Origin of the sequence: Nocardia cyriacigeorgica GUH-2 (assembly GCF_000284035.1) — a bacterium.
GTDB classification, from domain to species: Bacteria; Actinomycetota; Actinomycetes; order Mycobacteriales; family Mycobacteriaceae; genus Nocardia; species Nocardia cyriacigeorgica_B.
Genome location: NC_016887.1, coordinates 5,997,047 through 6,012,863, shown reverse-complemented (window position 1 = coordinate 6,012,863; position 15,817 = coordinate 5,997,047). Strand labels below are relative to the sequence as shown.

The 15,817-nt window shown below is 65.3% G+C and carries 15 protein-coding genes and 1 pseudogene; 9 read left to right on the top strand and 7 right to left on the bottom strand.

The window, feature by feature from the left end:
• Positions 1-85: 85 nt before the first annotated feature.
• The 6 genes and pseudogenes from NOCYR_RS27005 to NOCYR_RS30685 all read left to right on the top strand — a co-directional run.
• Complete coding sequence (locus NOCYR_RS27005) at positions 86-976, top strand: TIGR04222 domain-containing membrane protein (protein WP_014353596.1); 891 nt, start codon at positions 86-88, stop codon at positions 974-976.
• A 43-nt stretch (positions 977-1,019) separates the two neighbouring features.
• Entirely contained in the window at positions 1,020-1,919 is a 900-nt protein-coding gene (locus NOCYR_RS27000; protein WP_148280778.1) for a TIGR04222 domain-containing membrane protein, read from the top strand.
• Between the two features lie 4 nt (positions 1,920-1,923).
• The gene (locus NOCYR_RS26995) at positions 1,924-2,787 is read left to right on the top strand and encodes a DUF692 domain-containing protein (protein WP_014353594.1); all 864 of its coding nucleotides are present in this window, start codon (positions 1,924-1,926) and stop codon (positions 2,785-2,787) included.
• Positions 2,784-3,203, top strand: a complete 420-nt coding sequence (locus tag NOCYR_RS30090; RefSeq protein WP_193364728.1) for a hypothetical protein — start codon at positions 2,784-2,786, stop codon at positions 3,201-3,203. The genes NOCYR_RS26995 and NOCYR_RS30090 overlap by 4 nt, the downstream gene beginning before the upstream one ends.
• Positions 3,204-3,338: 135 nt before the next feature.
• Positions 3,339-4,229: a hypothetical protein gene (locus NOCYR_RS26985; protein ID WP_014353592.1), complete on the top strand. Its 891-nt coding sequence runs from the start codon at positions 3,339-3,341 to the stop codon at positions 4,227-4,229.
• 46 nt (positions 4,230-4,275) lie between these two features.
• A pseudogene (locus NOCYR_RS30685) lies at positions 4,276-4,452 on the top strand (YnfA family protein); the annotation flags it as partial.
• A 29-nt stretch (positions 4,453-4,481) separates the two neighbouring features.
• On the opposite strand, the gene NOCYR_RS31065 reads toward NOCYR_RS30685, so the two are convergent.
• Positions 4,482-4,760, bottom strand: a complete 279-nt coding sequence (locus NOCYR_RS31065; protein ID WP_416382433.1) for an ankyrin repeat domain-containing protein — start codon at positions 4,758-4,760, stop codon at positions 4,482-4,484.
• Positions 4,761-4,924: 164 nt separating this feature from the next.
• Here NOCYR_RS31065 and NOCYR_RS26970 point away from each other — a divergent pair, with 164 nt between their 5' ends.
• Genes NOCYR_RS26970 through NOCYR_RS29540 form a run of 3 tightly spaced genes read left to right on the top strand, consistent with a single transcriptional unit; the run spans position 4,925 to position 10,388 of the window.
• Entirely contained in the window at positions 4,925-5,254 is a 330-nt protein-coding gene (locus NOCYR_RS26970; protein WP_014353590.1) for a type VII secretion target, read from the top strand.
• Positions 5,251-9,975, top strand: coding sequence for an RHS repeat-associated core domain-containing protein (locus NOCYR_RS28020; RefSeq protein ID WP_014353589.1), 4,725 nt, complete (start codon positions 5,251-5,253; stop codon positions 9,973-9,975). Before NOCYR_RS26970 ends, NOCYR_RS28020 begins: the two co-directional genes overlap by 4 nt.
• Complete coding sequence (locus NOCYR_RS29540; RefSeq protein WP_148280775.1) at positions 9,972-10,388, top strand: hypothetical protein; 417 nt, start codon at positions 9,972-9,974, stop codon at positions 10,386-10,388. Before NOCYR_RS28020 ends, NOCYR_RS29540 begins: the two co-directional genes overlap by 4 nt.
• A 653-nt stretch (positions 10,389-11,041) precedes the next feature.
• Here NOCYR_RS29540 and NOCYR_RS26960 read toward each other — a convergent pair.
• The 6 genes from NOCYR_RS26960 to NOCYR_RS29860 form a co-directional block, all read right to left on the bottom strand.
• The gene (locus NOCYR_RS26960; protein ID WP_148280774.1) at positions 11,042-11,494 is read right to left on the bottom strand and encodes a hypothetical protein; all 453 of its coding nucleotides are present in this window, start codon (positions 11,492-11,494) and stop codon (positions 11,042-11,044) included.
• A gap of 219 nt (positions 11,495-11,713) precedes the next feature.
• Positions 11,714-12,235: a hypothetical protein gene (locus tag NOCYR_RS29535; RefSeq protein WP_014353587.1), complete on the bottom strand. Its 522-nt coding sequence runs from the start codon at positions 12,233-12,235 to the stop codon at positions 11,714-11,716.
• A complete protein-coding gene (locus NOCYR_RS26950; protein WP_014353586.1) occupies positions 12,235-12,960 on the bottom strand; it encodes a hypothetical protein in 726 nt (241 codons plus the stop codon). The genes NOCYR_RS29535 and NOCYR_RS26950 overlap by 1 nt, the downstream gene beginning before the upstream one ends.
• The gene (locus NOCYR_RS26945) at positions 12,957-13,277 is read right to left on the bottom strand and encodes a type VII secretion target (protein WP_014353585.1); all 321 of its coding nucleotides are present in this window, start codon (positions 13,275-13,277) and stop codon (positions 12,957-12,959) included. Before NOCYR_RS26945 ends, NOCYR_RS26950 begins: the two co-directional genes overlap by 4 nt.
• A 147-nt stretch (positions 13,278-13,424) precedes the next feature.
• Entirely contained in the window at positions 13,425-14,180 is a 756-nt protein-coding gene (locus tag NOCYR_RS26940; protein WP_014353584.1) for an ESX secretion-associated protein EspG, read from the bottom strand.
• 205 nt (positions 14,181-14,385) lie between these two features.
• On the bottom strand, positions 14,386-15,807 hold the full coding sequence (locus NOCYR_RS29860) for a hypothetical protein (protein WP_014353583.1): 1,422 nt from the start codon (positions 15,805-15,807) through the stop codon (positions 14,386-14,388).
• Positions 15,808-15,817: the final 10 nt, after the last annotated feature.

The window sequence follows — 15,817 nt, the reverse complement described above, 5'->3', positions numbered from 1 at the left end:
GGCGCGCCACCGATTCGTCGTGGCGCCGAATACCCTTCGCCCTGATACTTGGTGCAACAGGTAAGGCAGGTCGGAGGCGCGGAAAATGAATGTGTTGGAGCGGTTCACCGCAGCGCATCCGGACGTGCTCGCGGGGGAAACCTGGGGCATTTCGGGTCCGGGATTCCTGTCGGTGTACATCCCGGTGGCGATCCTCGCGGTGGTGGCGGGAGTGTGGTTGCGGCGCAATGCCGACCGGTCGGCCGCGCCCCCCGAGAAGTTGAGCGCACCCGAAATCGCCATGTTGCACGGCGATCAGCGGCCGGTGATGGCGGCGCTGGCGTTGCTGCGCAGCCACGGCCTCATCGACTCGCGGGCCACCCCGACTCGGACGATGACGCTGGCCGACCGCGCCCAGCTCGACTGGTTCACCGTGGCGATCTTCGACCGGCTGACCCCGCAGGAACAGACCGTCGCCGGTATCGCGGCGTCGGCGAGTGCGCAGATCGAGCAGTTGCGGGCTTCGCTGACCGAACGTGGGTACATGCCCGACGCCGCGTACCGCAGGACCGCCCGTGATGCCGGTATGCCCATCGCGATCGTCGCGATCTTCGGCGTCGTCCGATTCATCGCGGGATTGATCAACGGCAATCCGACGCTGTTCCTGTTCTTCGTGCTGGCCGCGTTGGGGATCGCCTGGCGTTTGGTGGCCTATCCCGGCCGGGTGACGGGGCGCGGCGCCGAAGCCAAGAAGCGGGCGGTGTCCGAGCACACCTATCTGCGGCCGCGGAATTCGCCCGCCTACGCCACCTACGGCGTGGGTGCGGCCGCGATCGCGGTGGCCGTTTTCGGCACGTCCGCGTTGACCGTCCTCGATCCGGGCCTTGCGAGTGCGGTGGATGCTCCGACCGGTGGCGCCGATGGCGGCGGCGGAAGTGACGGCGGCGGAGGCGGTGGTGGCGGCGGTGGCTGCGGCGGCGGTGGTTGCGGTGGTTGAGCACGCCGTACCGGATGCCTCGTCGCGGGTGGCAGGTTCGGGAATGACTGGCACGCAGTGGTTCGCGGCGGGTGAGACCTGGGGAATCTCCGGCGGCGACTTCCTGCTGATCTACATCCCGATCGCGCTGCTCGCCATTGCGGCGGGGGTATATCTGCACTTCACGTACACCTACCGGCAGGCGCCCGAATGGGACGGCGTCTCGCTGGACAAGCTGACCGCTCCGGAGACAGCGATGCTGTTCAGCCCGGAACGCGCGGTCACCGCCGCCGTCACGCTGCTGCGCAGCCATGAACTCATCGATTCCGACGCCACGCCCACCCGCACGCCCACCGCGGCCGAGCGGAGCCGGCTGGACTGGTTCACCAGCGCGATCTACGGCCTGCTCGGCCCGAAGAAGCAGACGATCACCGAGATCACCGCCGCCGCGAGCCGGCCGCTGCGTGAACTGGAGATGTCGCTGGTCGAGCGCGGCTACCTCACGGGCGAGGCGGCCAAGCGCGCAGCGCGCGATGCCGGAATGCCGATCCTGATCGTCGGGCTGCTCGGTGTCGTGCGGTTCATCGCGGGTGTGGTCGCGGGCAACCCGTCGGGCTTCCTGATGGTCTGCCTGCTCGTTTTGGCTGTCGCCGGCTGGTGGGTGATGACGCCCGAGCGTCTGACCCCGCGCGGCGATGCGGCCACAGCGCGTGCTGTAGAAGACAATTCACATCTGCGACCCTCGAACTCGCCGGCCTACACCACCTACGGTGTGGGCGCCGCCGCTGTCGCCGTCGCGGTATTCGGTGCCGCCGCACTGATGGTGCTGGATCCGGCGCTGGCCCAGGCTGTCGAACCGCCGTCGGGTGGCGCCGATGGTGGAAGTGGCGGCGACGGCGCGGGAGACGGTGGGGGCGACGGTGGTTGCGGCGGCTGTGGTGGTTGCGGTGGCTGCGGTGGGTGAATTCATGAACGGCCCACTGCCGGATCATGCGCTCGGCATCGGCTGGTGCTCGGAGATCTGCGGCCTGATCGACCAGCTCGACGGGTTGGACTTCTGTGAGGTGATCGCGGAATCGCTGCCCGCCACCGCTGCTGTTCCGCCCGAACTCGAGGCATTGCGCGCGCGGGGCACAAGCGTTGTGCCGCATGGGGTCACGCTGTCGTTGGGCGGTGTGGATCCGGTGGATGACCGGCGGATCGCACATCTGGCGTTGTGTGCCGAGCGGGTGTCCGCGCCGCTGGTGAGCGAGCACGTGGCGTTCGTGCGGGCCGGTGGGTTGGAGGCCGGTCACCTGCTGCCCGTTCCGCGTACCCGCGCGTCGTTGGAAGTGCTGACCCGCAATATCATCCGGACGCAGGACGGGCTGCCGGTTCCACTCGCGGTAGAGAATATCGCCGCCTTGTTCGACTGGCCCGACGACGAGTTCACCGAATCGGAATTCCTCGCCGAACTGGTCGAACGCACCGGCGTGCATCTACTGATCGATATCGCCAACGTCTACGCCAACGCCCGCAACCGTGGCCGCGACCCGCTCGCCGAACTGCGCCGCCTGCCCACCGACCGCCTCGCCTACTGCCATATCGCGGGCGGCACCGAATCCGGCGGCCGCTACCACGACACCCACCAGCATCCCGTTCCCGCCGAAGTACTCACGCTGGTAGCCGAATTCACCACCGACTGCCCGGCCCCGCTGATGCTCGAACGCGACGGCAACTATCCACCCGCCGAAGAACTCCTCGACGAGCTCGACGCCATCGCCAACGCCGCCGCCCGCGCGCCGATCACCGCCCGCGCCCGCGCCGCGCGCTCAGTTCGGGGGCGGGTGTGACCGCCGTGGTCCCCGGGAGCTACCGCGGTGGTCCGGCGGGCGAGCGTCCCGATCCGGTAAAGCACGGTGCTTCGCCCGAAGACCTCCGCGCCCTCGCCGAACGTCAAGCGGCGCTGGTCCGAGCCTTGGTCGCAGGCGAGGCCACGCCGCCTGGTTTCGACGACGCAGCCCTGCGCGCCGCCGAATCCGCCCTGCTCCGCAAACGCGCGGGCATTCTCGCCCGCCACAACCCCCTGCTCGCTCACGCCGCAGGACCGGATTTCGAGAAGACGTTCGCCGAATGGGCGCGGGGTCGCCCGAAGATTTCCACTGATGCCGACATCTCAGGATTCGCAGCACACCTGGGAATCCGATTGCCGTCGAAGAGGAGTCGAATCAAAGCCCGGCTGCGGTCGTTGCTGCGATTGAAGGGCTGAGGAGCCTGACATTTTCGCGGACGGCTGCGTGATCGGAGGACGTTCGGTGCGCCCGCGACCGTCCCGGTCGGCCGCTGAATCATCACGTCGACAGCGGGTGGCGGTGTTGTATTCCCTTCAGGGCAAGGAGGTCCAATGGATCGATCACTGCTCGCGCGAGCAGCCCGCTCGAGCCTGCTCGGCGTGTTGGTGCCCTCGCTGCTGGGGGTCGCGGCCGTGATCTGGCTGCTGACCTTCACCAGGATGGTGATCAACGAGCTCGGCTGGGGGGTCATGAGCCCACTGGAATGGATCGAGGAGGTCAACAGGACGGCACCCGACGACAAGCAGTGGATGGGCGTGTTGTTCGGCTCCGTGACCTGGCTGTTGATGTCCACGTTCCTGGTGGTGGTCCCGGCCGTAGCTCTGGTCGTGGCGACGCTGCGGATCGGCCGCCAGGTGCGCCGCGGGAACGCGCTGCGCCGCTTCGACCCGGACGCCGCACCTGACTTGGTCTTCGTCCGGCCGGATGGGAGCTGGATGGCCTCGCGCGTCGCCGGGAACCCGCTGCGGGTCGCGGTGCTCGGCGTGCTCGAGCAGCTCGCCCCTGACAGCGCTCTGGCCGCCGCGCTCGCCGGCGAGACCCGCGCCGTCCTCCTCGGCGACCGCGCCACGGTGCCGACCCTCTTCTCCGCCCGCCTTGACGGGTATCTCCTGGACCGCAGCTCGCGGTCCAGCGCGGTCATCGTGGTCGACCGGGCAAACAACCAGTGCTGGCTCATGGGCCGCATCGTGCCGCAGTTCGTGCTCGTTCCCGACCCGTCCGGGCGGCAGGACTTTCGGTCCCGCGCCGCGGGAGCGACCTCGCTCGCAACGGGCGGCGGGATCGCCGTGGTCTGGGCCGACGACGCCGGAGGCTGGGATGGATCCGACGGCGGATGGGGAGACGGCGGCTCCGATGGTGGCTCGGCCGGTGGAGGTGACGGCGGAGGGGGCGGCGGCGATGGAGGCGACGGCGGGGGTGGTGGCGGAGGCGGCGGAGAATGAGCGAGGTCGTGGTCGTTCTCAACGCCGCGCCGGCGTGGAAGCGGGTCGGCCCGACGCCAATTTCGGCCGCATCCTCGCCGCCTACGGCGGAGTCTTCGTAGCCGGCTCTCTACTCTGGGGCATGGCCCTGGACGGTTTCCGCCCCGACCGCTGGGACCTCATCGGCGCCGCCATCTGCCTGGTAGGCGTTGCGGTGATCATGTACGCACCGCGGTCGGCGTGAGCATTACTCAACCGCTGCCCCTCAGCGGTCTACTGCGCAAGCAGCCTGAGTATCTCCGCCGTTCCATCTGTAACGTGCATCGCCGCAAGCTCCCTGGGCGTCTTCCCGCCCGAGCTGCCTGCCTGCGGCCCCATGCGAACATCGACCCGTGCTCCGGCCCGCAAGAGGAGTTGGACGCACTCGGGTGAGCCGGAATATGCGGCCGCGCACAGTGGCGGCCACTCAGCCGGCGTGGTGACACTCGCCAGATCCACACCGGCCTCGTGAGCGCGCCGCACCTCGTCGGCATCGCCACGTACCACAGCCATGACGAGGTCGAATTCTCCTGCACCGAGCATCCGACCAGTATGCCGCGCCGGTGATTCCGATCAGCACTACGTCATCTCGGACCTCCACCCCGCCCGGTAGCATCACCCGAGACGCCGACGCCAGCCGTCGAGCGTTCTGGAAATGCTCGATTGGGGGGAAGACCGTGACCGATGCTCTACCGGTGCAGGTGGATCCGGAGGAACTGCGCACTCACGCGACGAATGTGGACGGTCTGCGAGGTCCGATGGGCCAAGCATTGGAAGCGGCGAAGGCGGTGTCGGCTCCAACGGATGCGTTCGGCAAGCTGTGCGCGTTCTTGCCCCCGTTGTTCGTGGATTCGGTCGAGACCGACGGGATCACGGCGCTGGAGACGGCGTTGACCGCTCTCACCGAGGACGCCGGGAAGTTGCGTTCGGCGGCGGATTCGTTCGCCCAGACCGATGGTTCGAACGCGGCGGCGGTGAAGGCGGCTGGTAGCGGGGTGTCGCAGTGACGGAGACGGCGTCGAATCCGTTGATCGCCGCGCGTGAGGATTCCACCGAGTGGTATTCCGGTGTCACGTTGTTCGAGTCGGTCGCCGATGTCAAGGATGCGATTTCGTCGGGGTCGTGGATCGAGGCGGGGGTGGGGATCGCGGCCGCGGGGATGGAGGTCGCGGCCATGGTCGTCGACCCTATCGGCACGCTGGCGGGGTTCGGTGTCAGTTTCCTGATCGAGCATGTGCAGCCGTTGTCGGATGCGTTGGATTGGGTGGCCGGGGATCCTGATCAGATCACCGCGTATGCGAAGACGTGGGAAAACGTTGCCACGCAGGTCAGTTCGGCGGTCGATACGCATAAGCAGGCCGTCGAGGCGGATATCGCGAATTGGTCGGGGGCGTCGGCGTCGGCGTATCGGGCGCGGGCGGCGGAGACCTCGGATGCGTTGGCGGCGGCGTCGGCTGCGGCGACGGCGGCTTCGCAGGCGATCGAGATGGCGGGCGGGATCGTGGCCGCGGTGCGGATGACGGTGCGCGATATCGTCGCTCAGGCTGTTGGCCGGTTGGCGGTGTGGGCGGCGGAGGCGGTGTTCTCCCTGGGTACCGCGACCCCGGTCATCGCCGCGCAGGCCGCGACGTTCGTGGCGAAGACGATGACGACGATCGCGCGGCTGTTCTCCAAGGTCGCATCCACGTTCGCGAAGCTGAAACCGCTGCTGGCCAAGCTCAATGACGCGTGGCAGGCGATCGCCCGCACGCTCGGCAAGGGCGGGAAGTCCACGCCATCGTCGACGAAGAAGTCCTCCACCGATACCACGACCGCCTCGACAGACTCGCCGAAGAAGACGACCGATCCCGATTCTCCGAGCAAGCCGGGCGACAAGTCTCCGGACACCACGCCGGCATCAACGGATCCGCCGTCGAAGACTGGTGATCCGGATACCCAGCGCACGCCGGACTCATCCGGGAAGCCGGAGAACCAAGCCAAGGCTGACGAAGGCGCCGGCGACAAGGCCACCGAAGGCGGCCCGAAGAACACCCAGGACGATAAAGACGTCACCGAATGCAACGATCCCGTCGACGTCGCCACCGGTGAATTCCTGCTCCCGGAAACCGATCTGAGCCTGCCCGGTGTTCTCCCGCTGGTGCTGTTGCGGCGGCATCGGTCGAGCTACCGGTTCGGGCGCTGGTTCGGCCCGTCCTGGTCGTCGACGCTCGATATGCGCGTGGTGATCGAAGCCGACACGGTCACCTTCATCGGCGAGCACGGCCTGCTGTTGGTCTACCCGCACGCCGAACCGGATAAGCCCGTGCTGCCCAGCAACGGTGGCCAGCGCTGGACGATGACCCGCACCGAAGCCGGCGGCTACCGCGTCCACGACCCGGAACGCGAGCTGACCTGGCATTTCGACGCCGCTCCCGCGCTCGGCGGGCTGGACACGCTGCTCGGCAATTACGCGATATCCGCGGTCACCGACCGTCATCACAACCGCATCCGCTTCCACTACGACACCGACGGCGCCCCGGTCGAGATCACCCATTCCGGTGGTTACCGGGTGCGGGTCACCACTGACGACGGACGGGTCACCGCGCTGGCTGTGGTCGGCACGGACCCGAAGCTATCCCCGAGCGACGGATCCGCCGAAGCCTCACCGGACGCATACGCGGCCGATGCGGCGCAGATCCGCACGCAGGTCAGGACGTTCGTCTACGAAGCCGGCGAACTGGTCTCGGTCACCAACGGTGTCGGCGCGACCACTCACTACTCCTACGACGACGCCCACCGGCTGACCGGTTGGACCGATTCCAACGGCAACCGCATGGTCAACACCTACGATCTCGAGGGTCGAGTCGTCGCCCAGCACGGCAACTCGAACATCCTCAACGCCACCTTCGATTACTTCACCACCCCCGACAACAGTCTCCACCGCACCATCCACACCGACTCCCTCGGCGCGGCAACCACATTCGTCTTCAACGCCGACCTACGCCTGATCGAACAGATCGACCCGTCCGGCGCCCGCACCCGCACCGATTACGACGACGACCGCCGCCCCACCCGCGTCATCGCCCCCGATGGCGCCGTCACCACCTACCACTACACTCCCGACGGCGACCTCACCACCATCACCCGCCCCGATCACGCCCAGATCCGCATCACCCACCACGCCCGCAACCGCCCGAGCGCCATCCTCAACGTCGACGGCACCGTCCACCGCCAGGAATGGGACACCGGCGGCAACCTCTCCGCCGTCATCGACCCGGCCGGTAACCGCACCGAATACACCCACCACGCCTGCGGCGCCATCGCCTCGGTCACCGAACCCACGGGTGCGGTCACGACGATCGACGTCGACGCCGCCGGACTCCCGGTCCGGGTCACCGACCCGCACGGCGGAACCACCACCATCGAACGCGACCACTTCGGCCGTCCCACCGCTGTCACCGATCCGCTCGGGGCGACCGTGCGCTACATCTGGTCCGGCGAAGGAAAACTGCTGCGCCGCATCGACCCCGACGACATCGGCGAATCCTGGGTGTGGGACGGCGAACTCAACCTGACCGCCCACGTCGACCGCAACGGCGGCATCACCCGCTACACCTACGGCGCCTTCGACCTGCTCACCGCCCGCACCGAACCCGACGGCGCGATGACCCACTACACCTGGGACACCCAACGCCGCCTCACCACCGTCGCCAACCCCATCGGCCACACCTGGCACTACCGCTACGACCCCGCAGGCCGCCTCACCTCCGAAACCGACTACACCGGCGCCACCACCCACTACACCCACGACCCCGCCGGCCGCATCAACACCGTCACCCCCGCCACCGGCGTCACCCGCCACCACACCCACGACATCCTCGGCCGCCTGGTCTCGATCACCGCCGACACCGGCGAATGGATCCACTACACCCACGACCTCGCCGGACGCATCAAAACCGCCGTCTCTGGCGTTAACGAAACCCGCACCCACACCCTCCAATTCACCCACACCCGCACCGGCCGACTCGCCTCCCAACAACTCGACGACCAACCACCCATGGTCTTCACCCACGACGAGTTCGGCCGCCGCACCTCCCGCACCACCCCCTCCGGCGCAACCACCACCTGGACCCACGATGTATCCGGGCGCGTCACCGCGATGACCACCGACGGGCATGCGATCTCGTTCACCCACGACCCGCTCGGACGCACCACCGGCTGGCGCATCGGGAACATCTCGATCGACCGCGCATTCACCCCCGTCGGCCACACCACCCACCAGGTCGTCACCGCGCACCTCCCCAGCACACCGACCCCTGCACCCTCGGCTCCCGAACCGCAGATCCTCCGCCGCGACGACTACACCTGGCGCCCCGACGGCTACCTCACCGCCCACACCACCACCCACCCCGAAACCGCCCCCGACCACCGCCAATACACCCTCGACCCGATCGGGCGCGTCACCGCAATCACCCGCAACGGGGCTCTCGCCGAGCATTACAGCTACGACAAACTCAGCAACATCACATCCGGTGGAGTCGTCACGCCCGACGCAACCACCCCGGGGCCGGGGCACCCGACTGCCTCCGGGCAGCCAGGGTCTCACCAGGGATATCCTGCTCCACCCGGTCTACCGCCCAACCCAGCTGCACCCCAGCAACACTCACCGGCCGACACGCGCCGCGAGTACCACAACAACCTCCTCATTCGAGACGGCCGACACCAATACCACTACGACCCCGCCGGCCGCCTCATCCGCAAGACCACCACACGGATATCGCGCAAACCCGACGTTTGGCACTACCGGTACAACGCCTTCGACCAGCTGACGGACGTGTATACGCCGGAGGGTCAGTGGTGGCACTACACCTACGATGCCCTCGGCCGCAGGACCACAAAACAACGACTCACCACGGGCGGCGTGCCCGTTGATCAAACTGGATACGTTTGGGAAACAAAATATTTGATCGAACAGATATCAAATATCTCGGTCGTGAGTTGGCTATTCCATCCGGCGACGCACACACCGCTTGCGCAATCCAAGAAAATCCCTTCCGGCAAAGGTGAATTCGTCGCGATCGCGACTGATACTTCTGGCGCACCAGTCGAACTTCTCGATCCAATTTCCGGAAGAGTTGAGGCGACAGCGATAACCTCGCTCTGGGGAGGTGTCGCCTGGCGAGGAACCTCGGATACCCTTCTACGCTTCCAGGGGCAACAGTTCGACCCAGAATCCGGGCTTCATTACAACCTCCACCGTACGTATGATCCAGATTCAGGTCGATTTCTAACGAATGACCCGATCGGCCTGGCGCCGAGTGCGAACCCGAATACTTACCCACGAAATCCGATCACATGGACCGATCCCCTAGGGCTTGTCCCGTGCCGAACGGAGGACGGCACATACCTGGTCCGACAACCGAATCCAGCCTATCCGCCGGATCCTCGATTGGACGAGTTGATGAATCGTGATTACCACGAGAACACGGACTGCTCGGAGATCGCAGAGCTCATGCTGAACAGAGCTGATGGTGAAGGTAGCATAATTCGATATGAACCGCAGGACCGGTTCGGATCAATTTCCACACCCGAAGACATGGGGCGTCAAATGACCCCATATGTGTTCCACGAGGTCTATACTGACGGTCGATACGTCTACGATCCACGGTTCTCCACGACGCCGGTTCCAATCGGAGATTTCCATAGGATCATGAAGTCGCTGAATCCTGGAATAAGGTGGTCAGGTTGAGTGAGGCCACGAATATCGAAGCTGCGAATGCCATCCTGCGCATCTTGTCGCAGCTCGGTGCGGTTGAATGGGCCCGTATTGACGTTGGTTACGACGACTACAAACGACGGAGGCCACCGCTTGCCGTGTGGCGATACGAGTCGGAGCGAGATGACACGGCGAATAGGATTCATTCGGCGGTGAGCAGCTACTCGGGCGCCATAGATTGGAGTGTCGATAAACCGGGACGCAATTGGATGATTGTACCGACCAAGGTGGCCGATCCGGGAAGCGAGTTTTCTGAAATCCCGGAGGGGAAACTCCGAGCGGCGATTGGATCTGCCGACCCGGACTTCACCGAAGCCGCAATCCAAGACTTCCCTAACCTATTCAATTTCCTATCAGGACTGTGGATCGCGAACCAAGGCGACTGATTCTCCATTTTAGCGAACTCGGCGGCAGGACCATGAATCACCAGATGTGGACTGGCTTCAGCGGCGTAGAGAAGGCTGAACTTGCTCGCGCCGAACTTGATTCGATACGGCAGGAGCGGTGCTGCCCCCACTGCGTCCAGGTATCAGTCCGTGCGTATTATCACGAAATGAAACGGTTTGATGGAAGGGCTGAACTAATTGAGTGGTGCTCGAACTGTCGTAGATTTGCGACGACTATGATCAAGTCGGTATCGGACGCCTACAACATATCTTTTACTCTAGACGGCACGGCACTAGGGGAAATGATCGAAATCAAGTCGCCGCGCGCATACCTGTGGAAACTCGACGCAGCGTGGACGAGCGGCATGCTCCCGCAATCGATCTCGCGCAAGTAGCGATGTCATCGGCCCCACTGGCTGTGCATCTGCGCGGTGTTCGGGTAGTTCACGACTTCGCGGATCCGGGCTGGGAGGATAGGGGTTCTTTTCCGAGCTTCTATGCGTGGCTCAGATCAGCGATCGATGACCTGATCGAGTTCGATGGCGGCGAAGGATGACGCCTCCGACTCCAATCGATCTCAGCAGGTTACCTGTGTCGGCCACAGGGTTCTCGCCCGGCGAGCCGCTTTGCCGCAGTGGTGTGGTTGTAGCTGCCTATGAGCGTTTTGTGTTTGGAAGATTCCCGACGGCCGCAACGAAATCCGGGTGGGCGTGGATGAGGACGGTCGAATTGTCCACCAGGGGTTCGCAGCGGACGTAGGTCCTTGCCGATATGGAGCAGAGGCCGGCGACGGCTATGCCGATCGGGAACCAGCCGGGGGTGATGAGCAGGAAGAGCTGGACCAGCAGGCCATCTACCATCATCCGCGCAATCGTGTACGCGGCTATCAGGATGACGCCGCTGAGCATGAGGATCCTGCTGGTCCACTGGAGGCGCCGGAATCGCTCCACGCATTTCGTACATAGCGGCCATTCTCCGAACAGGTAGGTGTTGGTCTCGGCCGACTTTGGAAAGGGGTTCCATGGCCGGGTTTTTGCCAGCGATAGCGCGAACGAACGTAGCTGCGAGTAGGCGGTTGACTGTATGCGACCGCGGTTGGTCTGCATGAAACGTAGTGGATACTTTCGGTGTTCGACCTCAGGCCGCCCGTGTGCGGTGCAGACGGGCGGCATCGGAGCGGCTATTTCGAGTACCCAGAACTTCGTGTCCGGCGAGAGGTCCGGGTGTCGCTTCTTCAGCTGGGCCACTTCGGCAGGCGGTCGGCTACGGAGCGGGAGTCGAACGCAGTAGGCCAGAGGGTCTTGCGGGTAACTTGCCATGGGCCGCTACTCCAGCCAGCCGCGGTTACGACGTTCCTGGAAGTACAGGTCGTCCTCGTCTGGTTCATCCGGTGTGAATATCTGGTCACGGTTCGGTTTGCGAGTGCCAGGAATTAACGGTGCCGACGCAGAGGGCGGCGCGCTGGGTGGTGAGGCTTCCGGCCGACGGCCTTCCTGCTCGGGCGAACCGCTGGCAGGTTGATCCGGGCGCTGCGGCTCTTCCGAACGCAGCCGCTCTAGGTCTGCTTCGCCCTGCTTGGCTAGCCGTTCTCGCTGTTGCTCCGACTGGTTCAGGACGTCATCTAGTTTCTGTTTCGGAATCTGGTCCAGCAGATTCGCGAAAGTGCTCGACCGTCCGAATTCCCGCACGCTCATCTTCCCGGACAACACGTCCTCCAACGCGTTCCGGACGCGTGGATCAGCTGCCATAGGCGAGGCTTTGATCCGCTCCAGGGACTTGCGTAGACGCCGTGCGACGCCGATGTCGCCGCGTGCCACATCGAACATGAACTCAGGCGGTTGATTCATCAGGAAACTCCAGGGTGGTCGTATGCCTTCTCGCCGAGACTTGGCAGCTTTTCAGGTCCAGCACCACGCACTTGATGTTCGAGGAGGGCCCAGATCGCAACGAACGAGTCGTATACGGCCGTTACTTTCCCAACCATCGTCAAGAACGTCTTCACCATCGCGACGGCGGTAGCTGCCATCGCGGCGAGAGCGGCGGCTCGTGAGGCGCCGGTGGGGTCGGGATTTGGGCCGAGAGCTACCAGTGCCTCGATACTCCAGATGATTGCCGAATCTGCCAGGATCTGCACCAGGTCTCCAAGAACGCGCGACAGGTTCGCCATCGAGTTGGCTATCTTTTGCAGTTCTTGATCGATTGTGTTCAATGGACCGGCTTGGTAGTTGAGTGAGCTGGCCAGTACCGCGAAATAGTCTTTCGCGCTTGCGGCAGCGTTACCTTTCCACGATTCATCAAGTATGGTCTGCCAGTTTGTCGTAAGCGACTCCGCGAACGAGGTGTTGAACTTCGCCAGGTTGCCGGCTGCGTTCGCTGCTCGACTGACTGCCTCCCAGTCGCCACCGATTTGGGATGCCAGCCAATCGGGGATCTTGACGTGGATGACCTTCTCGATGATCGAGAACACAGCATAGGACGGCGAGACGAAGTTGGCCCCCAGTAGGAACGCGGCCTCGTCGGAGATCGGTTGTTCAGCTTGTGGTTCCGTCAGTTGCTCTTGTGGTTGGGTCAACGTGGCACCTCCACGTACTGGGCATCCAACTGCTTCGCGTGGTTGTGATCTGTTGTCCGGTACATCTGGCTGCTGTTCACGAGTTCGATCGAGGATGCGTCGGCGAGCCGGGCGAGCTTGTCGTAGTTCGCTTCCAGGTCCTGCCGAATCTGGTCGACCATGCCCTTCACGAAGAAGAAGAGCCTCGACTGCTCTCCGTCGATGTCGAAATAGCTCGAAACATACTTCTTCGCGGTGCCGGCTTGCCCCGACAGATCCCTGAGGATAGTCGCGTAGCTATCAAGGTCGTCTGGCTCGACCTTCAGCTCATCGGTCATGATTCGCAATCCTCTCTTGCTGATAAGCGCCGACTTCGGAAGTTCGATCCTGTGCAAGGGCGCCCGTTGTCTGACCTGCCATCGATCAGTAATAGGCCGGGTCCGTGTCTTCCCGGTACTCCTCCAGGGTGCGGGTGAGGAGGTGGGTTAGGTGGGTGGTGAGGGCTTGGGGGGTGGTGGGGGTGGATTGGATGGAGGTGGTGGTGCGGATTCGGTAGCGGCCTTCGGGTAGTCGATGATGTGGAAGTCGCGGGTGGGGGTGGGGCGGTTGTCGAAGGCGGGGCCGGGGTAGATGGCGACGTGGGTGACGGTGGTGCGGGGGCGTTCGAAGAAACGGGTGATCTGGTCGTGGCGGGAACGGGGGGAGTCGTCGGTGAAGGCGGTGAAGGGGGTGTTGTCGGGGGATTCGAGGTCGGTGCGGTTGATGTGGAAGGGGGCGGTGGTGCCGGGTGAGGCGGTGGGGAGGGTGGTGATGATGCGCTGGGTGATGGTGCGGGCGGGGAGGTAGTCCATGCGGATGGCGCCGCCGGAGTTGGGTTTGTCGGTGGGGTGCTGGGTGAGCAGGACCGCGGCGTTGCCGGAGATGGCGGCGTGGATGCGGACCATGGATGTTGGGTCGGCGGCGGCGCGGGGCATGACGGGGGGTGTGGCGCCGGCGAATCCGGCGACTTCGATCCTGGCCTCGGGTTCGACCAGCACGCGCAGCGGGCCGTACATGTCTTCGTCGAAGAGGGATTGGATGCGGGTGGCGGCGGATTTGTAAGCGCGGTCGTAGGCGTCGGCGGTGGGTTCGGTGGGACGGTATTGCAGGGGGTAGGGCAGGATGTCGCGGCCGATGGCGTGCCAGAGCACGGTCAATTCCAGCCCGGACATGGTCCAGGTGCGTTGGGTCATCGCTTCCATCCCGGGGTCATTCGCCTGATCAAATGCCATTGCCTGGTCCCTGTGCTCGTCCGGTTCCGGACTCGCCGTCCCCTGCGCTCAGCGAACTCCGCGCGCCGAACTCCGAACGTGCCCGGCTCTGTGCTCGCCGAACGCTGCGCCCGCCCGGCGCGCACGGTCACGCGACATGCGGGGGCGCTACCGCGAATCGTCATCATCGCGGGCGTTATTCGCCCAGGACCGGCGGCACGGTCTTCGGCCGGTGTGCGGGATCGAGCCCGGTGAGTTCCTCGCCGTGCTCCTTGGTGACCAGCGCTTCGGCGATGGCGGACTTTTCCTTTTCCTTGTCGTCGTCGCCCTTGCCGCGCGCGCCGGGCGGCATCATGGGGCCGCCCATCGCCATCGGGCGGTTGCCACGGGCGGCGGCGGACGCGCCGGTCGCGGCGGCGGCCGCTGCGGGGGTGCCGCCGCCGGGTAGTGAGCGGCCGGGTCCACCGGAGACGATGCCACCCGGGCCACCTGACCCGGATCCGATGCCGCCGGAGCCGGGACCGCCCGATCCGGAACCCGAGCCACCCGATCCGATACCGCCGGTGCCGGAACCGCCTGGGGTGTAGCCGGTTCCGGGAACGCCGCCGGTGCCGAGGCCGGTGGTGGATGCCGGATTGGTGGAGGCGGGTGTGGTGCCGAGTCCTGTCGGGTTGGTGGCGGCCTGGCTCGACGGATTCGCCGACGTGGTGCCCGGTTCGACGCCGGCGGTTGTGGTGTCTTCGGGTTCGCCGCCGCTGGTTTCGGGGGTTTCTTCTTCGCCGCCGCCGGAGATGTCCGGTGGTTCGACGCCACCGCGGCCGTCCGGTGGCCAGGGGCCGGGCGGGGTGACCGGTGGCACGGGGCCGGGTTGCTGGATGGGGTTGTAGGCCAGGGGGATTCGGGGTTGGCCGGTGTCGCCTTCGCGGATGCCGGGGTGGTAGACCCGTTCGAGGATGTAGTGGGTGGCGAGTTCGGCGGCGTTGGTGCGGTCTTCGTTCATTTTCCAGGTGGGGCCCGGAGTCCAGCTGGCGACCTTGCTGCCCCAGCCGCTGGTGTCCGGGCTGGGCTGGACGTTGGCCTTGGTCACCTCGACCGCCGACTTCACCAGCTCGACCTTGCCCGCCACGATCTTGGTGCCCGACACCAGGCTCTTGGCCTTCTCGACATAGTCGATGATCCCCTGAGCGGCGGCCTTCTTGGACTCGCCCTCCCAGGTGTCTTCCATCGCGGCAAGGATTTTCGGGCCGAAGGCACTGAGCCCGGTCTCGAGCTTCTCCGCCCGCGCCTGCCAGGCCTGATGCAATGTGGTCATGGCGGCGACATCGACGGCCTGCGCTTTGCGATACAGCTCGTCCAGATCCTCGCTGCGCACATTGCCGTACAAGCTGTCGGGAATACGCGGATCATGAAACTCGCCGTCGAAATGATTGTCGGCGAGATCCTTGATACGGTTGCGCGCGGCAATGGATTCCGGGCTCTGATCGCCCAACGCGACGTTCAAGGCGTTTTCGGCGGCGTCGAATTCGTGGTTGGACGTGACAATCGCGCCCAACGGGCCGGACAGTACGAGCTTGCCGACATTGGAGACGATCGTCTCGAAAGATGGAAGACCGAGCATCGTGCACCCC